Here is a 20,588-nt window from a genome sequence, read left to right as displayed (position 1 = left end):
GTACAGTCCGGCCCATAAGAACAAAGCCTTACAAAAGGATTTCCAGATGACCACCCTGCCCGCGTCCCTGCTCGCCAAGATTTCCTGGCGGCTCCTGCCCTTCTTGCTGCTGATGTACATCATGGCCTTCCTCGACCGCGCCAACGTCGGGTTCGCCAAACAAGCCTTCCAGGCCGACACCGGTCTGAGCGACGCCGCCTTCGCCTTTGGCGCCGGGGTGTTTTTTGTTGGCTACGCGTTGCTCGAAGTACCGAGCAACCTGATCCTGCATCGCGTCGGCGCCCGCCTGTGGATGTGCCGGATCATGGTCAGTTGGGGCCTGGTCTCGGCGGCCATGGTGTTTGCCCATAACGAAACCAGCTTCTACATCCTGCGCTTCCTGCTGGGCGTGGCCGAAGCCGGTTTTTTCCCCGGCGTGATCCTCTACCTCACCTATTGGTTTCCCCAGGCCGCGCGTGGCAAGGCCATGGGTTTCTTCTATTTTGGCGCGCCCCTGGCCTTTATTTTTGGCAGCCCGCTGTCTGGCCTGCTCCTGGAAATGGACGGTTTCGTCGGCCTGCACGGCTGGCAGTGGCTGTTCGCCGTGGAAGGCCTGATGGCTTCGGCGGTGGGCATCTGGGCCTATTGGTACCTGGACAATCGCCCCGCCGACGCCAAGTGGCTGAGCCTTGAAGAGCGCCGCCAGATCCAGGACCTGCTGGATGCAGAAGACCAGCACAAAGGCTCCCATGGCCGCAGCCTGCTCGGCGTGCTGTGCCAGCCGTCGGTGCTGTACCTGTGCCTGATCTACCTGCTGATCCAGGCCAGTGTCTACGGCGTGGTGTTTTACCTGCCAACCCAGGTCAGTGGCCTGCTCGGCACCAAGGTCGGCCTGATGGTCGGGTTGGTCTCGGCGATTCCCTGGGTCTGCGCGCTGTTCGCCGCGTGGTGGATCCCCGGTTATTCGGACCGCAGCGGCGAGCGCCGGCGTACCGCGTCCCTGACCCTGGTGATGGCCGCCGCCGGCATCGCCTGCTCGGTCACCTTCGCCAACCCGTTGCTGGGCATGCTCGCCCTGTGCTTTGCCGCCAGCGGATTCATCGCGGTGCAGCCGGTGTTCTGGACCTTCCCCTCCAGCTACCTGGCCGGTAGCGCGGCCGCGGCGGGCATTGCCCTGATCAACTCCTTTGGCGCACTGGGCGGGTTTATCGCGCCGGTCCTGAAAAACTGGGCGGAAACCGCCTTCCACTCCCCGGCAGCCGGCCTGTACCTACTGTCTGCCACCACGGTACTGGCTGCATTGCTGGTGCTGGGTATCCACTCCCCCGGCCACACAGCGTCGAACACGCCGGCCACTGTTTAACTCCAGGAGTCACACCATGGGCAACATCACCATCAAACACGTGCGCGCCTTTGTCTTGCGTGGCGGCGGCGCGGATTACCACGACCAGGCCGACGGCCACTGGATCGACGACCACATCGCCACACCCATGAGCAAATACCCCGAGTACCGCCAGAGCCGCCGCAGTTTCGGCATCAACGTGCTCGGCACGTTGGTCGTGGAAATAGAAGCCACCGACGGCACTGTCGGGTTTGCCGTGACCACCGGCGGCGAGCCTGCGGCCTATATCGTCGAGAAACACCTGGCGCGCTTCCTTGAGGGCGCGCGGGTGACCGATATCGAGAAAATATGGGACCAGATGTACCAGTCCACCCTGTACTACGGGCGCAAGGGCCTGGTGATCAACACCATCTCCGGGGTCGACCTGGCGCTGTGGGACCTGCTCGGCAAGATCCGCCAGGAACCGGTGCATCAATTGCTCGGCGGCGCGGTGCGCGATGAATTGCAGTTCTACGCCACCGGCGCGCGCCCGGACCTGGCGCAGAAGATGGGCTTTATCGGCGGCAAGATGCCCCTGCACCACGGCCCGGCCGAAGGTGAGGAAGGCCTGCGCAAGAACCTCGAAGAGCTGGCGAGCATGCGCGAACGGGTCGGCCCGGACTTCTGGCTGATGCTCGACTGCTGGATGAGCCTGGACCTGAACTACGCCACCAAACTGGCGATTGGCGCCCACGAATACGGCCTGAAATGGATTGAAGAGGCCCTGTCCCCCGACGATTACTGGGGCTATGCGGCCCTGCGCAATAACGTGCCCAAGGGCATGCTGGTCACCACCGGCGAACACGAAGCCACCCGCTGGGGCTTTCGCATGCTCCTGGAAATGGGCTGCTGCGACATTATCCAGCCGGATGTGGGCTGGTGCGGCGGCCTGACCGAATTGGTGAAAATCTCCGCCCTGGCCGATGCGCACAACGCCATGGTGGTGCCGCACGGTTCCTCGGTCTACAGCTACCACTTCGTCGCCACCCGCCAGAACAGCCCGTTTGCCGAGTTTTTGATGATGGCGCCCAAGGCCGACGAAGTGGTGCCGATGTTCCACCCGCAACTGCTCGGCGAACCGGTCCCGGTCAATGGCCGCATGCGTTTGTCGGTGCTCGACAAGCCAGGCTTCGGCGTAGACCTGAACCCTGATTGCCAACTGCATCGTCCATATAACCGCTAAGGAGCCTCGCCATGCACATGCCTCATAACGCGTTCAAGGCCGGCCTGCGCCAGGACGCCAGCCAATACGGGATCTGGGCCGGTTTCGCCAGCGGCTACGGCGCGGAAATCGTCGCCAGTACCGGGTACGACTGGATGCTGATCGACGGCGAGCACGCGCCCAATACCGTGCCCAGTGTGCTCAGCCAATTGCAGGCGGTGGCGCCCTACAACACCGCGCCCGTGGTGCGTGCGGTCAGCGGCGATGCCAACCTGATCAAGCAACTGCTGGATATCGGCGCGCAGACCCTGATGATCCCCATGGTCGAAACCGCCGAGCAGGCCCAGGCCCTGGTGCGCGCCATGCGTTATCCGCCCCACGGTATACGTGGCGTGGGCGGCGGCCTGACCCGCGCCACGCGCTGGGATGGCGTCGAGAACTACCTCACCACCGCCCACCAGGAGCTGTGCCTGATCGTGCAGGTGGAGTCGCGCCTGGGCGTGGAAAACGTCGAGGCGATTGCCGCGGTCGAAGGGGTGGATGCGGTCTTTATCGGCCCCGCCGACCTGTCCATCGGCCTCGGCCATGCGGGCAACCCTGGCCACCCCGAAGTGCAGGAACGCATCCAGCACGCGGTCAACGCCACCCTGGCGGCGGGCAAGGCCTGCGGCATCCTCGCGCCCAATGAAGAAGACGCGCGCCGCTACCAGGCGTGGGGCTGTCGCTTCATTGCGGTGGCGATCGATATCAGCCTGCTGCGCCAGAGCGCCCTGAGCACCCTTGCCCGCTACCGCCCTGCCGCCGACGCGAAAGCGCCGTCGCGCACTTACTGAGGAGCCTGCCATGTCATCAGTTCCGGTCTACCAGAACTTCATCAACGGCCGCTTTACCCCAAGCAGCGCCCACATCGACGTGCTCAACCCCGCCACCGGCGCGCTGCTGTCCAAAGTGCCGGCCGCCACTGCCGAGGATGTCGACCAGGCCCTGGCCGCCGCCCGCGCCGCGCAACAGCACTGGGCGCGCAAACCGGCCATCGAACGCGCCGGGCACTTGCGGCGCATCGCCGCCAAGCTGCGGGAAAACGTCGCCCACCTGGCCCGCACCATCACTCTGGAACAGGGCAAGATCAGCAGCCTGGCTGAGGTTGAAGTCAACTTCACCGCCGACTACCTCGACTACATGGCCGAATGGGCGCGCCGCATCGAAGGCGAGATCATCACCAGCGACCGGCCCAACGAAAACATCTTCCTGTTCCGCAAGCCCCTGGGCGTGGTAGCGGGGATCCTGCCGTGGAACTTCCCGTTCTTCCTCATCGCCCGCAAGATGGCCCCGGCGCTGTTGACCGGCAATACCATCGTGATCAAGCCCAGCGAAGAAACGCCGAACAACTGCTTTGAATTCGCCCGGCTGGTGGCCGAGACCGACCTGCCGGCGGGGGTGTTCAACGTGGTGTGTGGCGACGGCCAGGTCGGCGGCGCCCTCACCGCCCACAAGGGCGTGGACATGATCAGCTTTACCGGCAGCGTCGCCACCGGCTCGCGGATCATGACCGCCGCAGCACCTAACATCACCAAGCTCAACCTGGAGCTGGGTGGCAAGGCGCCGGCGATTGTCCTGGCCGATGCCGACCTGGAACTGGCGGTCAAGGCCATCCGTGATTCGCGGATCATCAACAGCGGCCAGGTATGCAACTGCGCCGAACGAGTGTACGTGCAGCGCAGCGTCGCCGACCAGTTTATCGAGCGCATCAGCGCGGCGATGGCCGCCACCCGCTACGGCGACCCACTGGCCCAGGCCGATGTGGAGATGGGCCCGCTGATCAACCGCCAGGGCCTGGACAACGTCAACCGCAAGGTGCGCACCGCCCTCGCCCAGGGCGCAAGCCTGGTCACGGGCGGACAGATTGCCGACCTCGGCGCAGGCTTTCACTTCCAGCCCACGGTATTGGCCGGTGGCCGCGCCGACATGGATATCATGCGCGAAGAAATCTTCGGTCCGGTGCTGCCCGTCCAAATCATCGACGACCTCGACGAAGCCATCACCCTGGCCAACGACTGCGACTATGGCCTGACCTCCTCGATCTACACCCGTGACCTGGGCAAGGCCATGCATGCGGTGCGCGAGTTGGCCTTTGGCGAAACCTACGTCAACCGCGAGAACTTCGAGGCGATGCAGGGCTTCCATGCCGGCGTGCGCAAATCCGGGATCGGCGGCGCCGATGGCAAGCACGGCCTGTACGAATACACCCATACCCATGTGGTGTACCTGCAGAGCTGAGGTGGGGCAACGGGCGCCGACACGCGAGTGCCGGCCCCAACAACCACCCCTTCCAACAAGGATTACGCAATGAGCATTGCCAACCTCTACAACGGCCCGATCATCGACAGCCACCTGCACCTGTTCGACCCACGCCGCCCCCAGGGCATCCCGTGGCCCGAGCCGGGCAACCGTTTGTACGCCGCGCATCTGCCCAAGGATTACTGGGTATTGGCCGCCGAACACCAGGTGATCGGCGCAATCGCCGTGGAAGCCAGCCCGTGGCGCGACGACAACCATTGGTTGCTGCAAACCCTGCGCAGTGACCCTCGGATGCTTGGCTTTGTCGGCAATCTCGACCCGCTGCACCCACAGTTTGCGGGCGACCTTGCCGCGCTCGCCTACGAGCCGCTGTTCCTGGGCCTGCGCTACGGCAACCTGTGGCAGCGTGATTTGCTGGTGGACCAAACCCGTCCAGGGTTCATCGACGGCCTGCGCCAGCTCGCCGATTGCGGGCGGTGCCTGGACAGCGCCAACCCTGAGCCACGATTGATCAAGGGCCTGCTGCACCTGAGCGATGCCCTGCCGCAGCTGCGCATCATTGTCGATCACCTGCCCAATGCCCAGGTCCCTGCGGGCCAGGAAGCGGCCTACCACGCCGACCTGCTGCGCTTGGCCGAACGGCCCAATGTGTTCGCCAAACTGGCAGAAATCCCCCAGCACGGGCCCGACGGCTTGATCGTCGACACCGCGTTCTACAACGACCGCCTGGCCGTGCTGTGGGACGCGTTTGGCGAAGACCGCTGCTTCTTCGGCAGCGACTGGCCCAACAGCGACCACCTGGCCGATTTCGCCAACACCCTGGGCCTGGTCAAACGCTGCATGGCTGATCAGCCCCAGGCCGTGCAGGAAAAATTCTTCCTGCACAACGCCGTGCGTATCTACAGCCCGACACTGCCACCTGGAGGCCTCTGATGCCGACCCGTGCCTTTCGCATGAACCTCAACCCCGGCATGGCTGCCGAGTACCGCCGGCGCCATGAGCAGATCTGGCCGGAACTGGCCCAGGCCCTGCGCGATGCCGGCGTGCTGGACTACCGGATCTTCCTCGACGCGTCCACCAACGCGCTGTTCGCCGTGTTGACCCATACCGATGAGCACGGCCTGGACGCCCTGCCCGGTACCGCGCTGATGCAACGCTGGTGGCAATACATGCAAGACATCATGCCCAGCCACGCGGATAACGCACCGGTCAGCGTAGATCTTGAACCGATGTTCAGCCTTACGCCCGACTGAGCCATTGGCTCCTCATCACAACAATAAAAAGGATTCGAACACGTGGAAATCATTCTCCTCGGTGTGATTCTGCATTTGATCGGTGGCTTTGCCTCGGGCAGTTTCTACATCCCCTACAAAAAAGTTGGTGGCTGGGCCTGGGAAAGCTACTGGATCACCGGCGGCCTGGTGTCGTGGCTGATCGTGCCGCTGATTGCCGCGCAATTGACCGTGCCCGGCTGGGTCGAAATCCTGCGCAACGCCGACACCAGCACCCTGCTCTGGACCTATATGTTCGGCGTGCTGTGGGGCATCGGCGGGCTGACGTTCGGCCTGACCATGCGCTACCTGGGGCTGTCTTTGGGCATGTCGCTGATCATGGGCCTGACCTCGGCCCTCGGCGCCCTGATGCCCGCCTTGTACCGCGACCTGTTCACCCACGAGACAGAGGGCACCCTGACCTCGATGCTTGCCTCACAAGGCGGGCATTGGGTGCTGTGGGGCGTGGCCGTGTCGCTGATCGGCATCGCGGTGTGCGGCAAGGCCGGGCTGATCAAGGAACGGGAAGTGTCCCAGGCGGTAAAGTTCGCCAGCGTCAGCGAGTTCGCCCTGGGCAAGGGCATGCTGGTGGCGGTGATTTCCGGGGTGTTGAGCGCCTGCTTCAGCTACGGTATTTCCGCCGGGCGCCCACTGGCCGCCGCCGCCGTGGAACATGGCGCCAACAGCCTGTTCCAGAACAACGTGACGTTCATGGTGATCATGTGGGGTGGCCTGACCACCAACGGCATCTGGTGCCTGTGGCTGAACTGGCGCAACCGCACGTTCCACAACTACACCGACCGCAACGCCCCGCTATTGCGCAACTACCTGCTGGTGGCGTGCGCCGGGACCTTGTGGTTCTTGCAATTCTTTTTCTACGGCATGGGCGAAAGCCGCCTGCAGAACGACGCCAGCTCGTGGGTGTTGCACATGTCTTTCATCATCATTGTGTCCAATTGCTGGGGCCTCTACTTTCGCGAATGGCACGGCACCAGCACGGCCAACAAGGGCGTGCTGGTGGCCGGGATCGCGGTGATCCTCGGCGCCATTGCCATGGTTGGCTACGGTAATTACCTCGGCTGAGGCCGCAATGCCTTTTTGTCGGGGCGAGCTTGCTCCTACAACAGCGTTATATTTTTTCCAGGAGATTTCCCATGTTGCTAGCAGACAAAACCGTGATCATCACCGGCGCCTCCCGTGGCATCGGCCGCGCTGCCGCCCGCGAATGTGCACGCCAGGGCGCCCGTGTGGTGATCGGCCATAGCGCCAGCACGCAAGGCACCCAGGCCGCGCTGTCGTTGATCGAGGAGATCCGCGCGTTCGGTGGCCAGGCCATTGAAGTAGGCGGTGATGCCGCCGACCCGGACACCGGAGACAAGCTGGTGGCGGGGGCAGTCGAGGCCTTCGGCAGTGTCGATGTGTTCGTCAACAACGCCGGGATCTGCCCGTTCCATTCGTTCCTCGACATGCCGCGCGAGGTCTACCTCAAGACAGTCAATACCAACCTCAACGGCGCCTACTTCGCCGTGCAGGCGGCGGCCAACCAGATGAAGAACCAGGGCCGTGGCGGCGCGATCATTGCCGTCAGTTCCATCAGCGCCCTGGTAGGTGGCGGCATGCAGACCCACTACACCCCGACCAAGGCCGGCCTGCATTCGTTGATGCAATCCTGCGCCATCGCCCTGGGGCCGTATGGCATTCGCTGCAACTCGGTACTGCCGGGCACCATCGCCACCGACATCAACAAGCAAGACCTGGCTGACGCAGAAAAACTCGCCTACATGACCTCCCGCACACCCCTGGGCCGCCTGGGCGAACCGGACGACGTCGCCGGGCCGATCGTGTTCCTGGCCTCGGACATGGCGCGCTACGTAACCGGCGCCTCGTTGCTGGTGGATGGCGGGTTGTTCGTCAACTTGCAGTAACCCCCGACACCGCCCCCACACACCAAAGATCCAATGTGGGAGCGGGCTTGCTCGCAATAGCAGTGTGTCAGTCAGCCGATTCATCACTGAACCACCGCCATCGCGAGCCAGCCCTCTCCCACACTGGAGGTCTGTGTGTACCTGGAATTTGTGTTTTACCCCGGATAACAACAATAAAACCAAGGAGCACTCATGCGCATCAACCTCCCCCTGGCCCTGCTATGCAGCACGGTTTCCACCTGCGCCCTGAGCGCCGGCCTGCTGGACCCTGGCTCCCCGGCCATGCTCGGCGACTGGAACGGCCTGCGCCCGCGGCTCGCCGAACAGGGCTATGACTTCACCCTCAAATACGTCGGCGAAGTGGGCTCCAACCTCGGCGGCGGCTATGACTCCCATATGACTGCGCGCTGGAGCGATCAACTGATCCTCGGCGTAACCATGGACCTGCAAAAACTCTGGGGTTGGCAGGACGCAACCTTGCGCATCGGTATCGGCGAGCGCCATGGCAAGGACATTACCAATGACCGCGTACATCACCCCGACGCCACCGGCCTGACCTCGACCATGGAAGTGTTCGGCGGCGGCAATGCCTGGCGCCTGTCACAGCTCTGGTACGAGCAGAAGTTCTTCGAGCGCAAGCTGGCCGTGAAACTGGGGCGCTTCGGCCATGGCGAGGACTTTGACCAGTTCCCCTGCGAGTTCCAGAACGTGACCCTGTGCGGTTCCCAGGAAGGCAACTGGAATGGCGTGTGGAACAGTTTCCCCATCAGCCAATGGGCGGTGCGTGCCAAATACCAGTTCACCGACGTGTTCGCGGTGCAGGTTGGCGCCTACGACAAAAACCCTGGCAACGCCGAGGCGAGCAATGGCTTCAAGCCGTTCATCAGCGGCTCCCAAGGCACCAGCTTCCCTGTCGAAGCCATCTGGAAGGGGCGCATCGGCGGCCTGAGTTCGGAATACCACGCCGGCTACTACTACGCCAATGCCGACACCCAGGACATGCTCAAGGACGCTGACGGCAACTATGCAGCCAGCAGCCAGAAACCCTACCGGATGTATTCGAGCAATGCCGGCTGGTGGTTGTCGGGCCAACAGCAACTGACCACTGTCGATGGCAACGACAAACGCGGGCTCAACGTGTTTGCCAACCTTGCCATGAACGACCCGGACAAAAGCATGATCAAGAGCCTGGTGCAGGTCGGCCTGATCTACCGAGGCCCCTTCGACGCGCGGCCGCATGACACTTTTGGCGTCGGTGCGTCGAAACTTAAGGTCAGTGACCGCTATACCGACAACACCCAGGCACTCAACGCACGCACGGGTGTGACGGGCATAGGGGATCTGCCTGAGCAGCGGCGCGAATACAGCTACGAGGTCAACTACGGCGTGCAGGCCACCCAGTGGCTGATGGTGCGGCCTAACCTGCAATATGTGAAATATCCGGGTGGGGTGACGCAAACCCGTGGAGCGGTGGTGGGTGGGGTGCAGTTTATTGCCGATTTCTGAGGGTTGGGGGAATGCAAAATTGCATCCCCCTTGCAAGAGTGGGCTTGCCAGCGATAGCGGTCAGTCAACCAATACCACCATCGCGGGCAAGCCCGCTCCCACAGGTTCGGCTGCCAGGCAGCCCAACCTCATCACTGCCCCTCAAGCAACGCCGGCTTGCCCAACTCCCCTATCTTCTCCAGCCGCGCCCGCACGATATTGCGGCTGATATTGAGCAAGCGCCCGGTCTGCAATTGGTTGCCATGGCAGTAGCGATACGCTGCACGAAACACGGTTTCTTCAATGTGCTCGTAAAGGTCCGGGATGTTCTGCTCGAACAGTGCATTGAGCGCCGCTTCCAGGTCCACCGGGCCGCTGGGGGCCGGCAGGGCGTGGTTGGCTTCGTCCTGGCGGATGCCGGACGAGCGCATGTCCACCAGGTGCAGGTCCGCAGGCTGCACCCGTTGGTTGCGGCACACCAGCAAGGCGTGGTGGATGGCGTTCTCCAGTTCGCGAATGTTGCCCGGCCAGCTGTGCTCGAGCATTTTGCGCTCGGCTTCCGGGCTCAGGCTTGCGCGGTTGTAGCCCAGGCGCTGGCAATGTTCTTCGAGGAAAAACTCCGCCAGGGGCAGGATGTCGCCGGGGCGTTCGCGCAGTGGCGGCAGGCGGATGGTCGCGACGTGCAGGCGGTAGAACAGATCCTCGCGAAAATGCCCGGCGACCACCGCGTCGGCCAGGTTGACGTTGGTGGCGGCCACCAGGCGCACATTGATCGGGATCGGCGTGCGCGAGCCCAGGCGCACCACTTCGCGCTCCTGCAACACCCGCAGTAACTTGACCTGCATGTTCAACGGCAAATCGCCAATTTCATCGAGGAACAACGTGCCGCCGTTGGCCGCTTCGAACCAACCGGCCTTATGGGTGGTGGCGCCGGTGAACGCACCTTTTTCATGGCCGAACAACTCGCTCTCCACCAGGGTTTCGGCAAAGGCCCCGCAGTTCACCGCCACAAACGGTTCGCGGCCGCGCCGGCTCAGGTTATGGATGTGCCGCGCCACCAGTTCCTTGCCGGTGCCCGTTTCGCCAATGATCAAGGTATTGGCCTCGCTGGGCGCCAGGCGCTCGATCCGCGCCAGCAATTCCTGGGAGCGCGGGTCCTTGAACACCAGCACGGTGGCACGCACCGACTTGGTCAATTCGCGGGCATTGGGATGAGTGATCAACGACATGGTGCATTCCTGGCAGTAAAAGCGCGTGCTCAATAGTGCATGAAGTTTTCTAGACCATTTAATTATTAATTCGTATTTATATATTCCCACATCGCATATACCAACACTGCACGCCACGGCTGCTGCTGGAGCAGCAACCGGCCAGCAGTTGCCTGTCTATCCATCAACAACCGGGCGTGCGCCAGCGCCCCGCGGTAAACGCTACAGGCCACGGTTGTTGGGGCTCTGAGGGCATTCGAGCGACGCTGGCATGCAATCTGCTCTCTCCCTGCCAACACCCTCCCCTGGAGGAGCCGGCTTGCCGGCAATGGCGTGCGGTTAAACGCTGCAAGGCTCAACGGCCTCATCGCCAGCAAGCCGGGCTTCTACCAGGGCAGGTCTTCAAATTGGCAGGGGAATCTCGATGAATAAATGGATCGCCGCATTGTTCGCTGTGCTGGTCAGTACGCTCGCGCTGGCGCAGCCGCCAGCCTCGGTAAAAATCGCCATCGTCGCCTACACCCAGGGCGGCAAGCCGGTATTCGGTGGGATCGCCGGGCGGGTGATCGAGGATGGCTGGCTGGAAACGCAACTGCGCGAGCGCGGGGTCAAGCTGCAATGGATCGCCCTGCCCCACGCCGGCGCCGGCCCGCAGATCAACGAAGGCTTCAGCAACAACACCCTGGACTTCGCCGTGCGCGGTGACCTGCCCTCGGTGATCGCCGGAGCCGGTGGCGTGCCGGGCAAGTTGATCGTGCCCGGCGGCAGCGGCAATAACATCTACCTGGTGGTGCCCGCCGGCTCCAGCGCCAACAGCATCGAAGACCTCAAGGGCAAGCGCCTGGCCCTGCACCGTGGCCGCCCCTGGGAGTTTGCCTTCAGTAACTTCCTGGCGAGCAAGGGCCTCAAGCTCGACGACTTCAAGATCGCCAACCTCAACCCGCAAGTCGGCGCGGCGGCGGTGTCGGCCGGCAAGGTCGATGCAGCGGTGCTGTTGAGCGAGGCCTATGCCCTGGAAGACAAGGGCGTGGGCAAGATCATCTGGTCGACCAAGCAAGGCAGCAACGACTGGCGGCTGATCTCCGACCTGTGGGGCACCGACGCCTTTGTGCAGCAGCACCCGGATATCACCCAATTGCTCGCCACGGCCTGGGTCAAGGCTGCCTGGTGGATTTCCCAGACGCAGAACCAGGACGCCTATTACCAATTGTCTTCGCGCGCCGGCACCGCTGAAAGCGTGCTGCGCCGTGATGACCAGGACGACCCGGTGGCCTGGCAAGAACGCTGGGCGCCGAAAAGCGACGCGCAGCTCAAGGCCCACTACCAGGCGCTGACGGCCTACGCCCTGGCCAACCACCTGATCCGCGACCACTACGACATCAGCCCGTCCCTGGCCACCGGCTTTACCCGCCAGGCCCTGATCGACCTGCAACTCACCGACTACTGGCCTGCCCTGCGTGGCCAGGTCAGCACCCAACCTTGATAGGGAAATTACCGATGAATCTGCCCCGCTCCTTCGCCTTCGGCCTCAGCATCCTGGCACTGTCCATGAGCGCCCTGGCGGCCGACGTGCACGCGCCCAAGCCCGACCCACTGCAAGGCGATGGCCGTGTCTCGGCGTTCTACACCTGGGAAAAAGTCATCCCGGCCACCCCCGGCAAACTGCTGCGCAGCGAACCCCTGGAAAAAACCCTGAGCCTGCCCAATGCCGCCAGTGCCCAGCGCATTCTCTATACCTCCACCGATGGCATCGACAACAAAACCCCGGTGGTGGTCTCCGGCACCCTGTTCCTGCCCAAGGGCAAGGCTCCGGCCGGCGGTTGGCCGGTGGCCAGTTGGGGGCATGGCACGGTCGGGGTCGCTGATGTGTGCGCGCCGTCGTGGCAGGGCCGTTCGTACCGTGACGTGCAGTACCTCAGCCGCTGGCTGGATGAAGGGTTTGCCGTGGTCGCCACCGATTATCAGGGCCTGGGCGTCCCCGGCGGGCATCCGTTGCTGAACAATCGCATGGCCGCCTACGGCATTCTCGATGCGGCCAAGGCCGTGGTGGCGGGTGTGCCTGGGCTGGCGAACAAGGTGCTGATTGTCGGCCAGTCCCAGGGCGGCGCCGGCGCGTTTGCCTCGGCCGCATATGCCGCCACCTATGCGCCCGACCTTGGGATCAAGGGCAGCATCGGCACCGGGGTGATCTACACCGTCGGCGCGAAAAACGTGGGTGAACAGGACCCCAACAAGGTCGACGCGTCCCTGGCCTACGGCTTCTATACCTTGCTCGCGGCCCAGCAATATGACCCGAGCATCGACCCCCGGGACTTCTATACCGACAAGGCCCTGCCGCTGTTCGAGCAGGCGCGCACCAGTTGCCTCGCGGCGCTGGTCAGCGACGTCGAAGGCATCGGCCTGACCCCGGCCAACGCGAAGAAAGACTACCAGGGCAAGCAGCTCGCTCCGTGGCTGGCGCAAGTGTCGTACCCCACTCTGAAAACCGCACAGCCGGTATTTATCGGCACCGGTGCCGAGGACAAGACCCCGGCGGCGTCCACCCAAGTGGCACTGATGCAGGACGCGTGCAAAGCCGGCTCCATCGTCGAGGGCCACCTGTACAAGGGCCTGGGCCATAGCCCGACGGTCAATGCCTCGCTGAAGGACTCCGTGCCCTTCGCCCACAAGGTCATCAACGACCAACCGATCACGCCGATCTGCAATCCCAGCGTGCAATAAGCCGGAGGTTTTCATGAGCATCGAATTCTTCACCCGCCTGCCACTGCACGGCGAGACCCAGTTTTTGCCCGGCGACCCGCGCAACCGTGGCGACTGGCATCGGGGCGGCGCCAGTACCGGCGCGGTGTCTGGCTTCAGCGTCGGCGATCACTTCACTTATATCGACTACCTCGGGCAAATCGCCAAGGCCGCCGAAATCAATGGCTTTGGCGGCGCGCTGATGGTCAACGCGCCCACCGGCGAAGAACCGTGGACGGTGTGCTCGCTGCTGGCCCGGGAAACCCGCACCCTGCAGTTTGTCACGGCGTTCCAGCCCTACCACTACACCCCGTGGGTCGCGGTGCAACAGGCTGCCACCTACCAGCGCGCCACCGGCAACCGCCTGGTGTGGAACATCATCAACGGCGGTTCGGACGCCATCCAGCGCCAGGTCGGCGATTTCAGCGACCACGACGAACGCTATGAGCGCGCCACCGAGTTCATGGATGTGGTCAAGGGCTATTGGCACAACGAGACCTTCCACTACGACGGCAAGTTCTACAAGGCCGATGGTGGCGGGCTGCGCGGGCCGTTGAAGAAGGCCGAGCTGCCACTGATCTGCACCGCCGGCTCGTCCATCGCCGCCCGCGAGTTTGCCGCCAAGCATGCCGATTTCTACCTGATGCGCGCCGAGCATCCCGATGAAATCGCGGCATTGATCGCAGACTTGCGCGAGCGCGCCTTGAGGTGGGGGCGCACGGATATCCGCTTTGGCCTGTCGATTGACGTCATCACCCGCGAAACCGAGGAACTGGCGCGCACCGAAGCCAAGCGTTTCTTCGACGAGGGCATCGCCCGTGGCGCGGTCAAGGCCGTGGCCGCCCACGCGGGCCTGCGCACCGCGCGCAAGTTGAGCTACGAGCAAGGCTTTGCCGAGAAAAACGAAACCCAGGGCTTCGAGGACTTTTTTATCCATCCCAATGTGTGGACTGGCTTCGGCTACATCGGCATCCCGCCTGGCTGTGCGCTGGTGGGCAGCTACGAGAACGTGGTGGCGCGGATCCGTGAGTACAACGCCATTGGCATCGACCTGTTCTTCCTTGCCGGCTACCCGCACCTGGAAGAGGCCTATCGCCTGGGCGAGCACATCCTGCCGCACTTTCGCAATGAACGCGCCGAACTAAGCCGCGCCCCGGAACCCGTGCGCGCGCTGCACTCGGCCAATGGCGGAGCCTGACACCATGACCTTACTGCTCAGCCGCCGGGACTTTCTCGGCTACAGCGCCACCGTCGGCGGCGGCCTGCTGCTGGCCGGTTGCGGTCCCGCCGACACACCGGCAGCCGGCATTGCCAATGACCAGCCGCGTTACGGTGGGCGCCTGCGCCTGGGGATCCTCGACGGCAACCAGAGCGGCAACCTCGATGCCCACAAGCCCATTGGCAGCGGCATCGTGCGCGGCTTTGCGCTGTACAGCAAACTGTGGGAATGGGACGAGCAGATGCAACCGCGCCTGGCCCTGGCCGAGCTGGCAGAGCCGAATGCCGACGCCAGCGCGTGGACCCTGCGCCTGCGCCCGGGCCTGGAGTTTCACAATGGCAAGACCATCGACGCCGATGACCTGATCTTCTCGATCCGCCGCCTCACCGACCCGCAGCTGGCTTCGCCCTATGCCGCGCTGTTGCACTGGGTGGACCGCGACAACCTGGTCAAGCTCGACAACCGTACCGTGCGCCTGAACTTTCGCGACGGGCGCAGCTACCTGCCGCTGGCGGAAACCTGGGTCAACTTCGGCGGGATCGTGCCGGTGGATTACCACCCCGTCACCAACCCGGTGGGTGCCGGGCCCTACAAACTCAAGAGTTTCACCCCCGGCCAGCGCTCGCTGTTTACCCGTTTCGAGAACTACTACAAGGATGGCAAGCCCTACGCCGACGAGCTGGAAATCATCGACTTCAAGGATCAGGTGTCACGCCTGGCCGCCCTGCGCGCCGGGCAGATCGACATGGCCAACGTGCTGCCCACCGAGCAGTTGCCGATCCTGGCCAAGGACCCGCGCCTGCAGGTGATCAAATCGGTGAGCGGCAATTGGCTGTCGTTCGATATGAACCTGGACAAGCCGCCGTTCAACGACCCCAGGGTGCGCGAAGCCTTGCGCCTGATGGCCGACCGCGAAGAACTGGTGCGCCGCGCCCTCAACGGCCAGGGCCGGGTGGCCAATGACCTGTATGCGCCCAGCGACCCGACCTTCAACCACAGCCTCGGCCCGCGCCCCTACGACCCGCAACGGGCAGCACAACTGCTCAAGGCAGCGGGCCAGGAGAACCTTGAAGTGGAGCTGATCACCACGCCCGGCACCGGTTTGAGTTCGGCCCTGGTGCTGGCCGAACAAGCCAAGCGCATTGGCGTGACCCTCAAGGTCAAGCAGGTGGACCTGGCGACCTTCCAGGGCCCGCAGAAAAACGACTGGGCGCTGAGCACCGGCGGCAGCATCGGCGCGCCGTTCCTCGCCAGTGCGATTCACACCGATGCACCGTTTGCAGTGTCCAATAAAACCCACTTCCACGACCCGCAGTTCAGCGAACTGTTCCTGGCCGCCATGGCCCAGCCCGACCTGGAAAAACGCAAGGCACTGGTGCATCAGGTGCAGCAGATCCAGTACGAGCGCGGTGGCATGTTGATCTGGGGCTATGCCGACCTGCTCGACGGCGTGTCCACCCGCGTTGGCGGCGCACAGGCCGAAGAGTCGCTGTTCAGCACCTGGCGCTTTGAAAAACTCTGGCTCAAAGACAGCGCCTGACGCCCCTGTAGGAGCCGGCTTGCCGGCGATGGCGTCCTTGAAAACACAGCAAACCTCAAGGGCCTCATCGCCGGCAAGCCGGCTCCTAGAGGGGGCCATCCTTTTATTTTTTGATGAGGCATTTTTGCCATGCACGCTATCGCCTTGCGTTTACCCCTGCTGCTGGCGGCAGGCCTGCCAATCCAGGCCTTTGCCGCCGATACCCAACTGCAAACCGTGACCGTGCAGGCCAGTGCCAGCGCGTCCGAGGACGACGCCCTGCCCACCCGCCCACCGACCTCGGTCTATGGCGGCACCGAAACCAAGGTGCTCGACACGCCACGCTCAGTTGTGCAGATCAATGCCGAGCAGTTGGCCAACGACTCGATCCGCAGCGCCGACGACCTGGTCAAATATGCCCCCGGCATCACCCGCGGCGGTGGGCAGAACGCCGGGATTGCCCCGCAGTTCCGCGCCCAGGGCTCAGAAGTGTTCCAGGATGGCCAACGCGCTTATGGCGTGCGCCATCCGGCCAATTTCAACGCCTATGAAGGCGCCGATATCGTCGCCGGGCCTTCGTCGGTGACCTATGGCTCGGTGTCCGGCAGTGGCGGCTACGTCAACTACCTGAGCAAGAAACCCGACTTCAACCAGTTCAAGACCAGGCTCAGCGGCGAAGTGGGCTCGTGGATACCCGATGGCACCTCACGCAGCAGCGGCAAGTTCAGTGTCGATAACACCGGCCCGCTCAGCGACAACCTGGCCTATCGCCTGAGTATCACCAAGCAGCGCCAGGAGGATTTCTACGACAACGTCGACAACAATTTCGACGCGTTCTACGGTGCCCTGGCCTGGCGCAATGACAATGTGCGGGTGGACTGGAACGCCAGCTACGACGATTACTACGACTACAACATCACCCACGGCTGGAACCGCGCAACCCAGGACCTGGTGGACCACGGCAAGTATTACGCCGGCCGCGCCACGCCGATTATCCAGAACGGCAACACCCTGTGGTCGCCGGTCCTGGCCTCGGGGGCCGCCGATGCCCCGACCCTGGGCTGGGTGCAGCGCCAGCGCAATGCCCAGGGCCAATACGCCGTGGTCGATGGCAGCTTCCAGAATGCCTCGCCCAACACCCAGGCCAACCCCGGCAGCCTGCGCGGCTGGGTATATGACCCCACGCTGGCAGGCAATGGCGAACGCTCGTTATCGTCGCAAACCGGGCAACGCAAGGAGGACGAAAGCAGCTCCCGGCGCTTTACCACGCAACTGCGCATCGAGGCCGACCTATCGCCGACCATCACCGTCGCCAACAGCACGTTCTACCAGCGCTCCCGGGACACCACCGACGCGGTGGGCGCGTTCCAGGTGCAGTCCAAGGACAATATCTTCGACAACCGCTTTGAGTTTCGCTCACGCAATGAAACCCGCCTCGGCCCCTGGACCCTGCGCGATGACAGCAACAGCGGGCTGATTTACCGCCGTGAGTCCAACCAGTCGATTGCCGCCAACAACAGCTTCGGCTCGACCATCAACGCCTATGACCTGACCCAAAACCCGTCCGGCAAGAACCCCGGCGACCTGCTGGGCCTGACCGGTGCCAACCCGGCCGGCGGCAATGGGGCGTGGATCGGCCAACCGGGCGTCGCGCAATACTCCAACTACTACGGCTGGTTGAGCCTGCCGGCGATGTTCCCGGCCGGGCATGGGTTGTACGCCGAGTCGGTAGCGCCCTACACCGCCGAAAGCACCTGGGTCACCAAAACCCTGTTCAGCCAGCACAACCTCAAATATGGCGATTACCTGGGCTTGAATATCGGCGCCAGCCGCAGCTGGATCGAAGCCGAGATCGAGAACCCGTTCGTGCTGGCCGGTGGCAATCGGCGTCAGGACAGCGACAACTACCGCCTGTTTGCCTTCCAGGTCAGCCCCTACGTCAAGCCCACGGACAACACCACGCTCTACTACACCTTCGACCGTTCGCTGGCCGTCAACACCGGGTTCTTTTCCAACGGCCTGGGCTGGGGCAGCGGCACTGGCGCCAACCAGCTCAACCCGCTGGCGTTCCAGAGCCTGAGCGTGTTGCACGAAGTGGGGGTCAAGGTCGAGGCCGTGCCCAACGAGCTGTTCATGACCCTGGCCGCCTTCAAGCAGGCCCGGGACCAGGCGCCCGACAGCAATAACAACATTGCCAGGCTGATCATCAAAGGCGTCGAGGCCACCGTGCGCTACCAGCCCGACGAACATCTGCGCAGCGGCCTGAACCTGTCCAAGCTCAATGCCTACAACGAATTCACCTCCCAGGCCGGCTTTGCCTCCGCCGGGTTCATCCCCGACAACGGCACCGTGTTTGGCGATAACAACAGCCTCAACCAGCGCGCGTCCGGGCGCTTTGATGCGGTGCAGATCCCCGAATACACCGCCAGTGGCTATGTGGATTATCGCTTCGACTCAGGCTTGGGTGCCGAACTGTCCGGCTGGTGGACCAGCAGTTGGTACTTGAACCTGAGCAAGACCGTGAAGATCCCCAACGAATACAACCTCGACCTTGCCGTGTACTACCGCCAGCCGCAGTGGAGCACCACCTTGCGCGTGCTGAACCTGACCAACGAGCTGAACTTCGTCAGCGGCCTGGCCGGTTCCACCAATACCTTTTTGCAACCCATGCCTGGCCGCACGCTGCTGGCCCAGGTCGACTATCAGTTCTGACCGGAGCACCCCATGTCCATTGAATTTGTCGGCATGATTTTCCCTCGCCAGTGGTCCGAGACCCGTGGCGTTCGCAGCCCCGACTTTGACCTCGATTTTATCCGCCACCATGCGCGCGCCCATGAGCATGCGGGCTTTGACCGCGTGCTGATCGCCAGCGGCCCCGGCAGCGCCGACAGCTTGCAGATCGCCGCGTATGCGGCGGCCCACACCGAGCGCCTGGGTTTCATGATCGCCCACCGGCCGGGCCTGACCCCGCCGACGGTCGCCGCCCGCTCATTCGCCACCCTGGATCACACCACCGGTGGCGGGCGAATCCGCCTGCACGCGATTACCGGGATCACCGCCGAACCCCAGGAAGGTGACTTCCTGCTGGACAAGACCGCGCGCTACAAACGCACCGATGAGTACTTGGAGATTGTGCGGCGCACCTGGACCGCCGAAGAGCCGTTCGACTTCGAGGGCGAGTACTTCAACATCAAGGGCGCGTTCTCGCCGGTCAAGCCCTTGCAGCAGCCCCATATCCCAATCTCGTTTGGCGGCTCGTCGGACATTGCCTATCAGATTGCGGTCAAGCACGCGGACCTCTACGCGCTGTGGGGCGAACCGTTGAGCGGCGTCGCCGAACAGATCGGCAAGCTCAAGGCCGCCGCCAGCGCGGCGGGGGTGCAGGCGCCACGGGTGAGTTTGTCGGTGCGCCTGATTCTGGGCGCGACCGAGGAACTGGCATGGCAACGGGCCGAGCAGATCCTCGCGCAGATCAAGGCCAACCCGCAGTTTGCCGCAGGCAGCCCGTGGCAGAAACGGATCAAGGGCACCGGCTCCGAACGCCTGCTGGCCGCCGCCGCCCAGGGCGACCGCCACGACCGCGCCCTATGGATGCCCACCGCCACCGCTGTCGGTGCCTACGGCGACACCACCGCCCTGGTCGGCACCCCGGAAACCGTGGCCCAGGCGTTGCTCGACTATGTGGACCTGGGAGTGACGACCTTTCTCAACCGGGGTTACGACCCGTTGTACGACACAGTGGATTACGGACGCTGGATCATTCCGGCGGTGCATGAAGAGGTACGGCGGCGGCAAGCCGCATATGCATTTGCATTGTAGGAGCCGGCTTGCCGGCGATTGCGCCCTTACGGACACATCCTGCGTCAATGCCACACCTCACTCTTGCATTCCCCGCACTAGCCTTTCCCGTCTGTATTTCCAACAGGAGGACAAAGGATTGTCCACACTTCCTCACGCTAAAAATCTGCGCAATGGCCGCTATTCTCAATCTGGTCAGATCTACCTACTTACCGCCGTCACTCAACATCGCGCACCGGTCTTTGCCGACTGGTGTGTTGGCCGATTGGTTGTGCATGAATTTCGCCACGCACAGATCGAAGGCCTCGCCGACTCCCTGGCCTGGGTGGTGATGCCTGATCATTTTCATTGGCTGATCGAACTCAAGCAAAGCATTCTCCCTGCGCTGATGCTTGCCACCAAATCCCGCAGCGCTCGCGCGGTGAACGCGCGTATGGGCCGGTCAGGTCGGTTCTGGCAGAAGGGTTTCCATGATCGAGCGATTCGCCGTGAGGAGGACCTTGCGACAGTCGCCCGCTACATCGTCGCCAACCCGTTGAGGGCCGGGTTGGTAACGCGGGTGCATGATTATCCGTTGTGGGACGCAATATGGATTTGAATGTAC

At 63.5% G+C, this 20,588-nt stretch carries 17 protein-coding genes; 16 read left to right on the top strand and 1 reads right to left on the bottom strand.

The features are described from left to right. Window positions 1-46: 46 nt before the first annotated feature. The 9 genes from HBO19_RS07965 (at window position 47) to HBO19_RS07925 (ending at window position 9,522) form a co-directional block, all read left to right on the top strand. Window positions 47-1,342, top strand: coding sequence for an MFS transporter (locus HBO19_RS07965; RefSeq protein ID WP_169953175.1), 1,296 nt, complete (start codon window positions 47-49; stop codon window positions 1,340-1,342). A 16-nt stretch (window positions 1,343-1,358) separates the two neighbouring features. Then, window positions 1,359-2,543, top strand: a complete 1,185-nt coding sequence (gene rhmD, locus HBO19_RS07960) for an L-rhamnonate dehydratase (RefSeq protein ID WP_170057235.1) — start codon at window positions 1,359-1,361, stop codon at window positions 2,541-2,543. Window positions 2,544-2,554: 11 nt separating this feature from the next. Continuing rightward, a complete protein-coding gene (locus HBO19_RS07955) occupies window positions 2,555-3,355 on the top strand; it encodes an HpcH/HpaI aldolase/citrate lyase family protein (protein WP_170057234.1) in 801 nt (266 codons plus the stop codon). 10 nt (window positions 3,356-3,365) lie between these two features. Then, on the top strand, window positions 3,366-4,799 hold the full coding sequence (gene aldA, locus HBO19_RS07950) for an aldehyde dehydrogenase (RefSeq protein WP_170057233.1): 1,434 nt from the start codon (window positions 3,366-3,368) through the stop codon (window positions 4,797-4,799). Between the two features lie 69 nt (window positions 4,800-4,868). Further along, window positions 4,869-5,753 carry an amidohydrolase family protein gene (locus tag HBO19_RS07945; protein ID WP_170057232.1) on the top strand — a complete coding sequence of 295 codons (885 nt, stop codon included), beginning with the start codon at window positions 4,869-4,871 and terminating at the stop codon, window positions 5,751-5,753. Further along, window positions 5,753-6,073: an L-rhamnose mutarotase gene (gene rhaM, locus HBO19_RS07940; protein ID WP_170041283.1), complete on the top strand. Its 321-nt coding sequence runs from the start codon at window positions 5,753-5,755 to the stop codon at window positions 6,071-6,073. Before HBO19_RS07945 ends, rhaM begins: the two co-directional genes overlap by 1 nt. A gap of 42 nt (window positions 6,074-6,115) precedes the next feature. After that, window positions 6,116-7,174, top strand: coding sequence for an L-rhamnose/proton symporter RhaT (gene rhaT, locus HBO19_RS07935; protein WP_169953169.1), 1,059 nt, complete (start codon window positions 6,116-6,118; stop codon window positions 7,172-7,174). A 71-nt stretch (window positions 7,175-7,245) separates the two neighbouring features. After that, entirely contained in the window at window positions 7,246-8,016 is a 771-nt protein-coding gene (locus HBO19_RS07930) for an SDR family NAD(P)-dependent oxidoreductase (RefSeq protein ID WP_169953168.1), read from the top strand. Window positions 8,017-8,208: 192 nt separating this feature from the next. Next, window positions 8,209-9,522 carry a carbohydrate porin gene (locus HBO19_RS07925; protein WP_170057231.1) on the top strand — a complete coding sequence of 438 codons (1,314 nt, stop codon included), beginning with the start codon at window positions 8,209-8,211 and terminating at the stop codon, window positions 9,520-9,522. Window positions 9,523-9,653: 131 nt separating this feature from the next. Here the strand turns inward: HBO19_RS07925 and HBO19_RS07920 are convergent, their stop codons facing one another. Next, entirely contained in the window at window positions 9,654-10,730 is a 1,077-nt protein-coding gene (locus tag HBO19_RS07920) for a sigma-54 dependent transcriptional regulator (RefSeq protein WP_169953164.1), read from the bottom strand. Between the two features lie 403 nt (window positions 10,731-11,133). On the opposite strand from HBO19_RS07920, the gene HBO19_RS07915 reads away from it, so the two are divergent. The 7 genes from HBO19_RS07915 (at window position 11,134) to HBO19_RS07885 (ending at window position 20,582) form a co-directional block, all read left to right on the top strand. Continuing rightward, entirely contained in the window at window positions 11,134-12,192 is a 1,059-nt protein-coding gene (locus tag HBO19_RS07915) for an ABC transporter substrate-binding protein (RefSeq protein WP_169953162.1), read from the top strand. A 14-nt stretch (window positions 12,193-12,206) separates the two neighbouring features. Continuing rightward, window positions 12,207-13,430, top strand: a complete 1,224-nt coding sequence (locus HBO19_RS07910) for an alpha/beta fold hydrolase (RefSeq protein WP_170057230.1) — start codon at window positions 12,207-12,209, stop codon at window positions 13,428-13,430. Window positions 13,431-13,443: 13 nt separating this feature from the next. Further along, window positions 13,444-14,646 carry an LLM class flavin-dependent oxidoreductase gene (locus tag HBO19_RS07905; RefSeq protein ID WP_169953158.1) on the top strand — a complete coding sequence of 401 codons (1,203 nt, stop codon included), beginning with the start codon at window positions 13,444-13,446 and terminating at the stop codon, window positions 14,644-14,646. Next, window positions 14,633-16,207: an ABC transporter substrate-binding protein gene (locus tag HBO19_RS07900; RefSeq protein ID WP_170057229.1), complete on the top strand. Its 1,575-nt coding sequence runs from the start codon at window positions 14,633-14,635 to the stop codon at window positions 16,205-16,207. The genes HBO19_RS07905 and HBO19_RS07900 overlap by 14 nt, the downstream gene beginning before the upstream one ends. Window positions 16,208-16,336: 129 nt before the next feature. Beyond that, window positions 16,337-18,898: a TonB-dependent receptor plug domain-containing protein gene (locus HBO19_RS07895; RefSeq protein WP_170057228.1), complete on the top strand. Its 2,562-nt coding sequence runs from the start codon at window positions 16,337-16,339 to the stop codon at window positions 18,896-18,898. Between the two features lie 12 nt (window positions 18,899-18,910). After that, entirely contained in the window at window positions 18,911-20,005 is a 1,095-nt protein-coding gene (locus tag HBO19_RS07890; protein ID WP_170057227.1) for an LLM class flavin-dependent oxidoreductase, read from the top strand. Between the two features lie 118 nt (window positions 20,006-20,123). Beyond that, entirely contained in the window at window positions 20,124-20,582 is a 459-nt protein-coding gene (locus HBO19_RS07885) for a transposase (RefSeq protein WP_170057226.1), read from the top strand. The last annotated feature ends 6 nt before the right edge of the window (window positions 20,583-20,588 follow it).

Origin of the sequence: Pseudomonas sp. WS 5021 (genome assembly GCF_012985535.1) — a bacterium.
Lineage (GTDB): Bacteria > Pseudomonadota > Gammaproteobacteria > Pseudomonadales > Pseudomonadaceae > Aquipseudomonas.
Note: the sequence above shows the minus strand (reverse complement) of the source record. Positions and strands in the feature narration are given on the sequence as shown.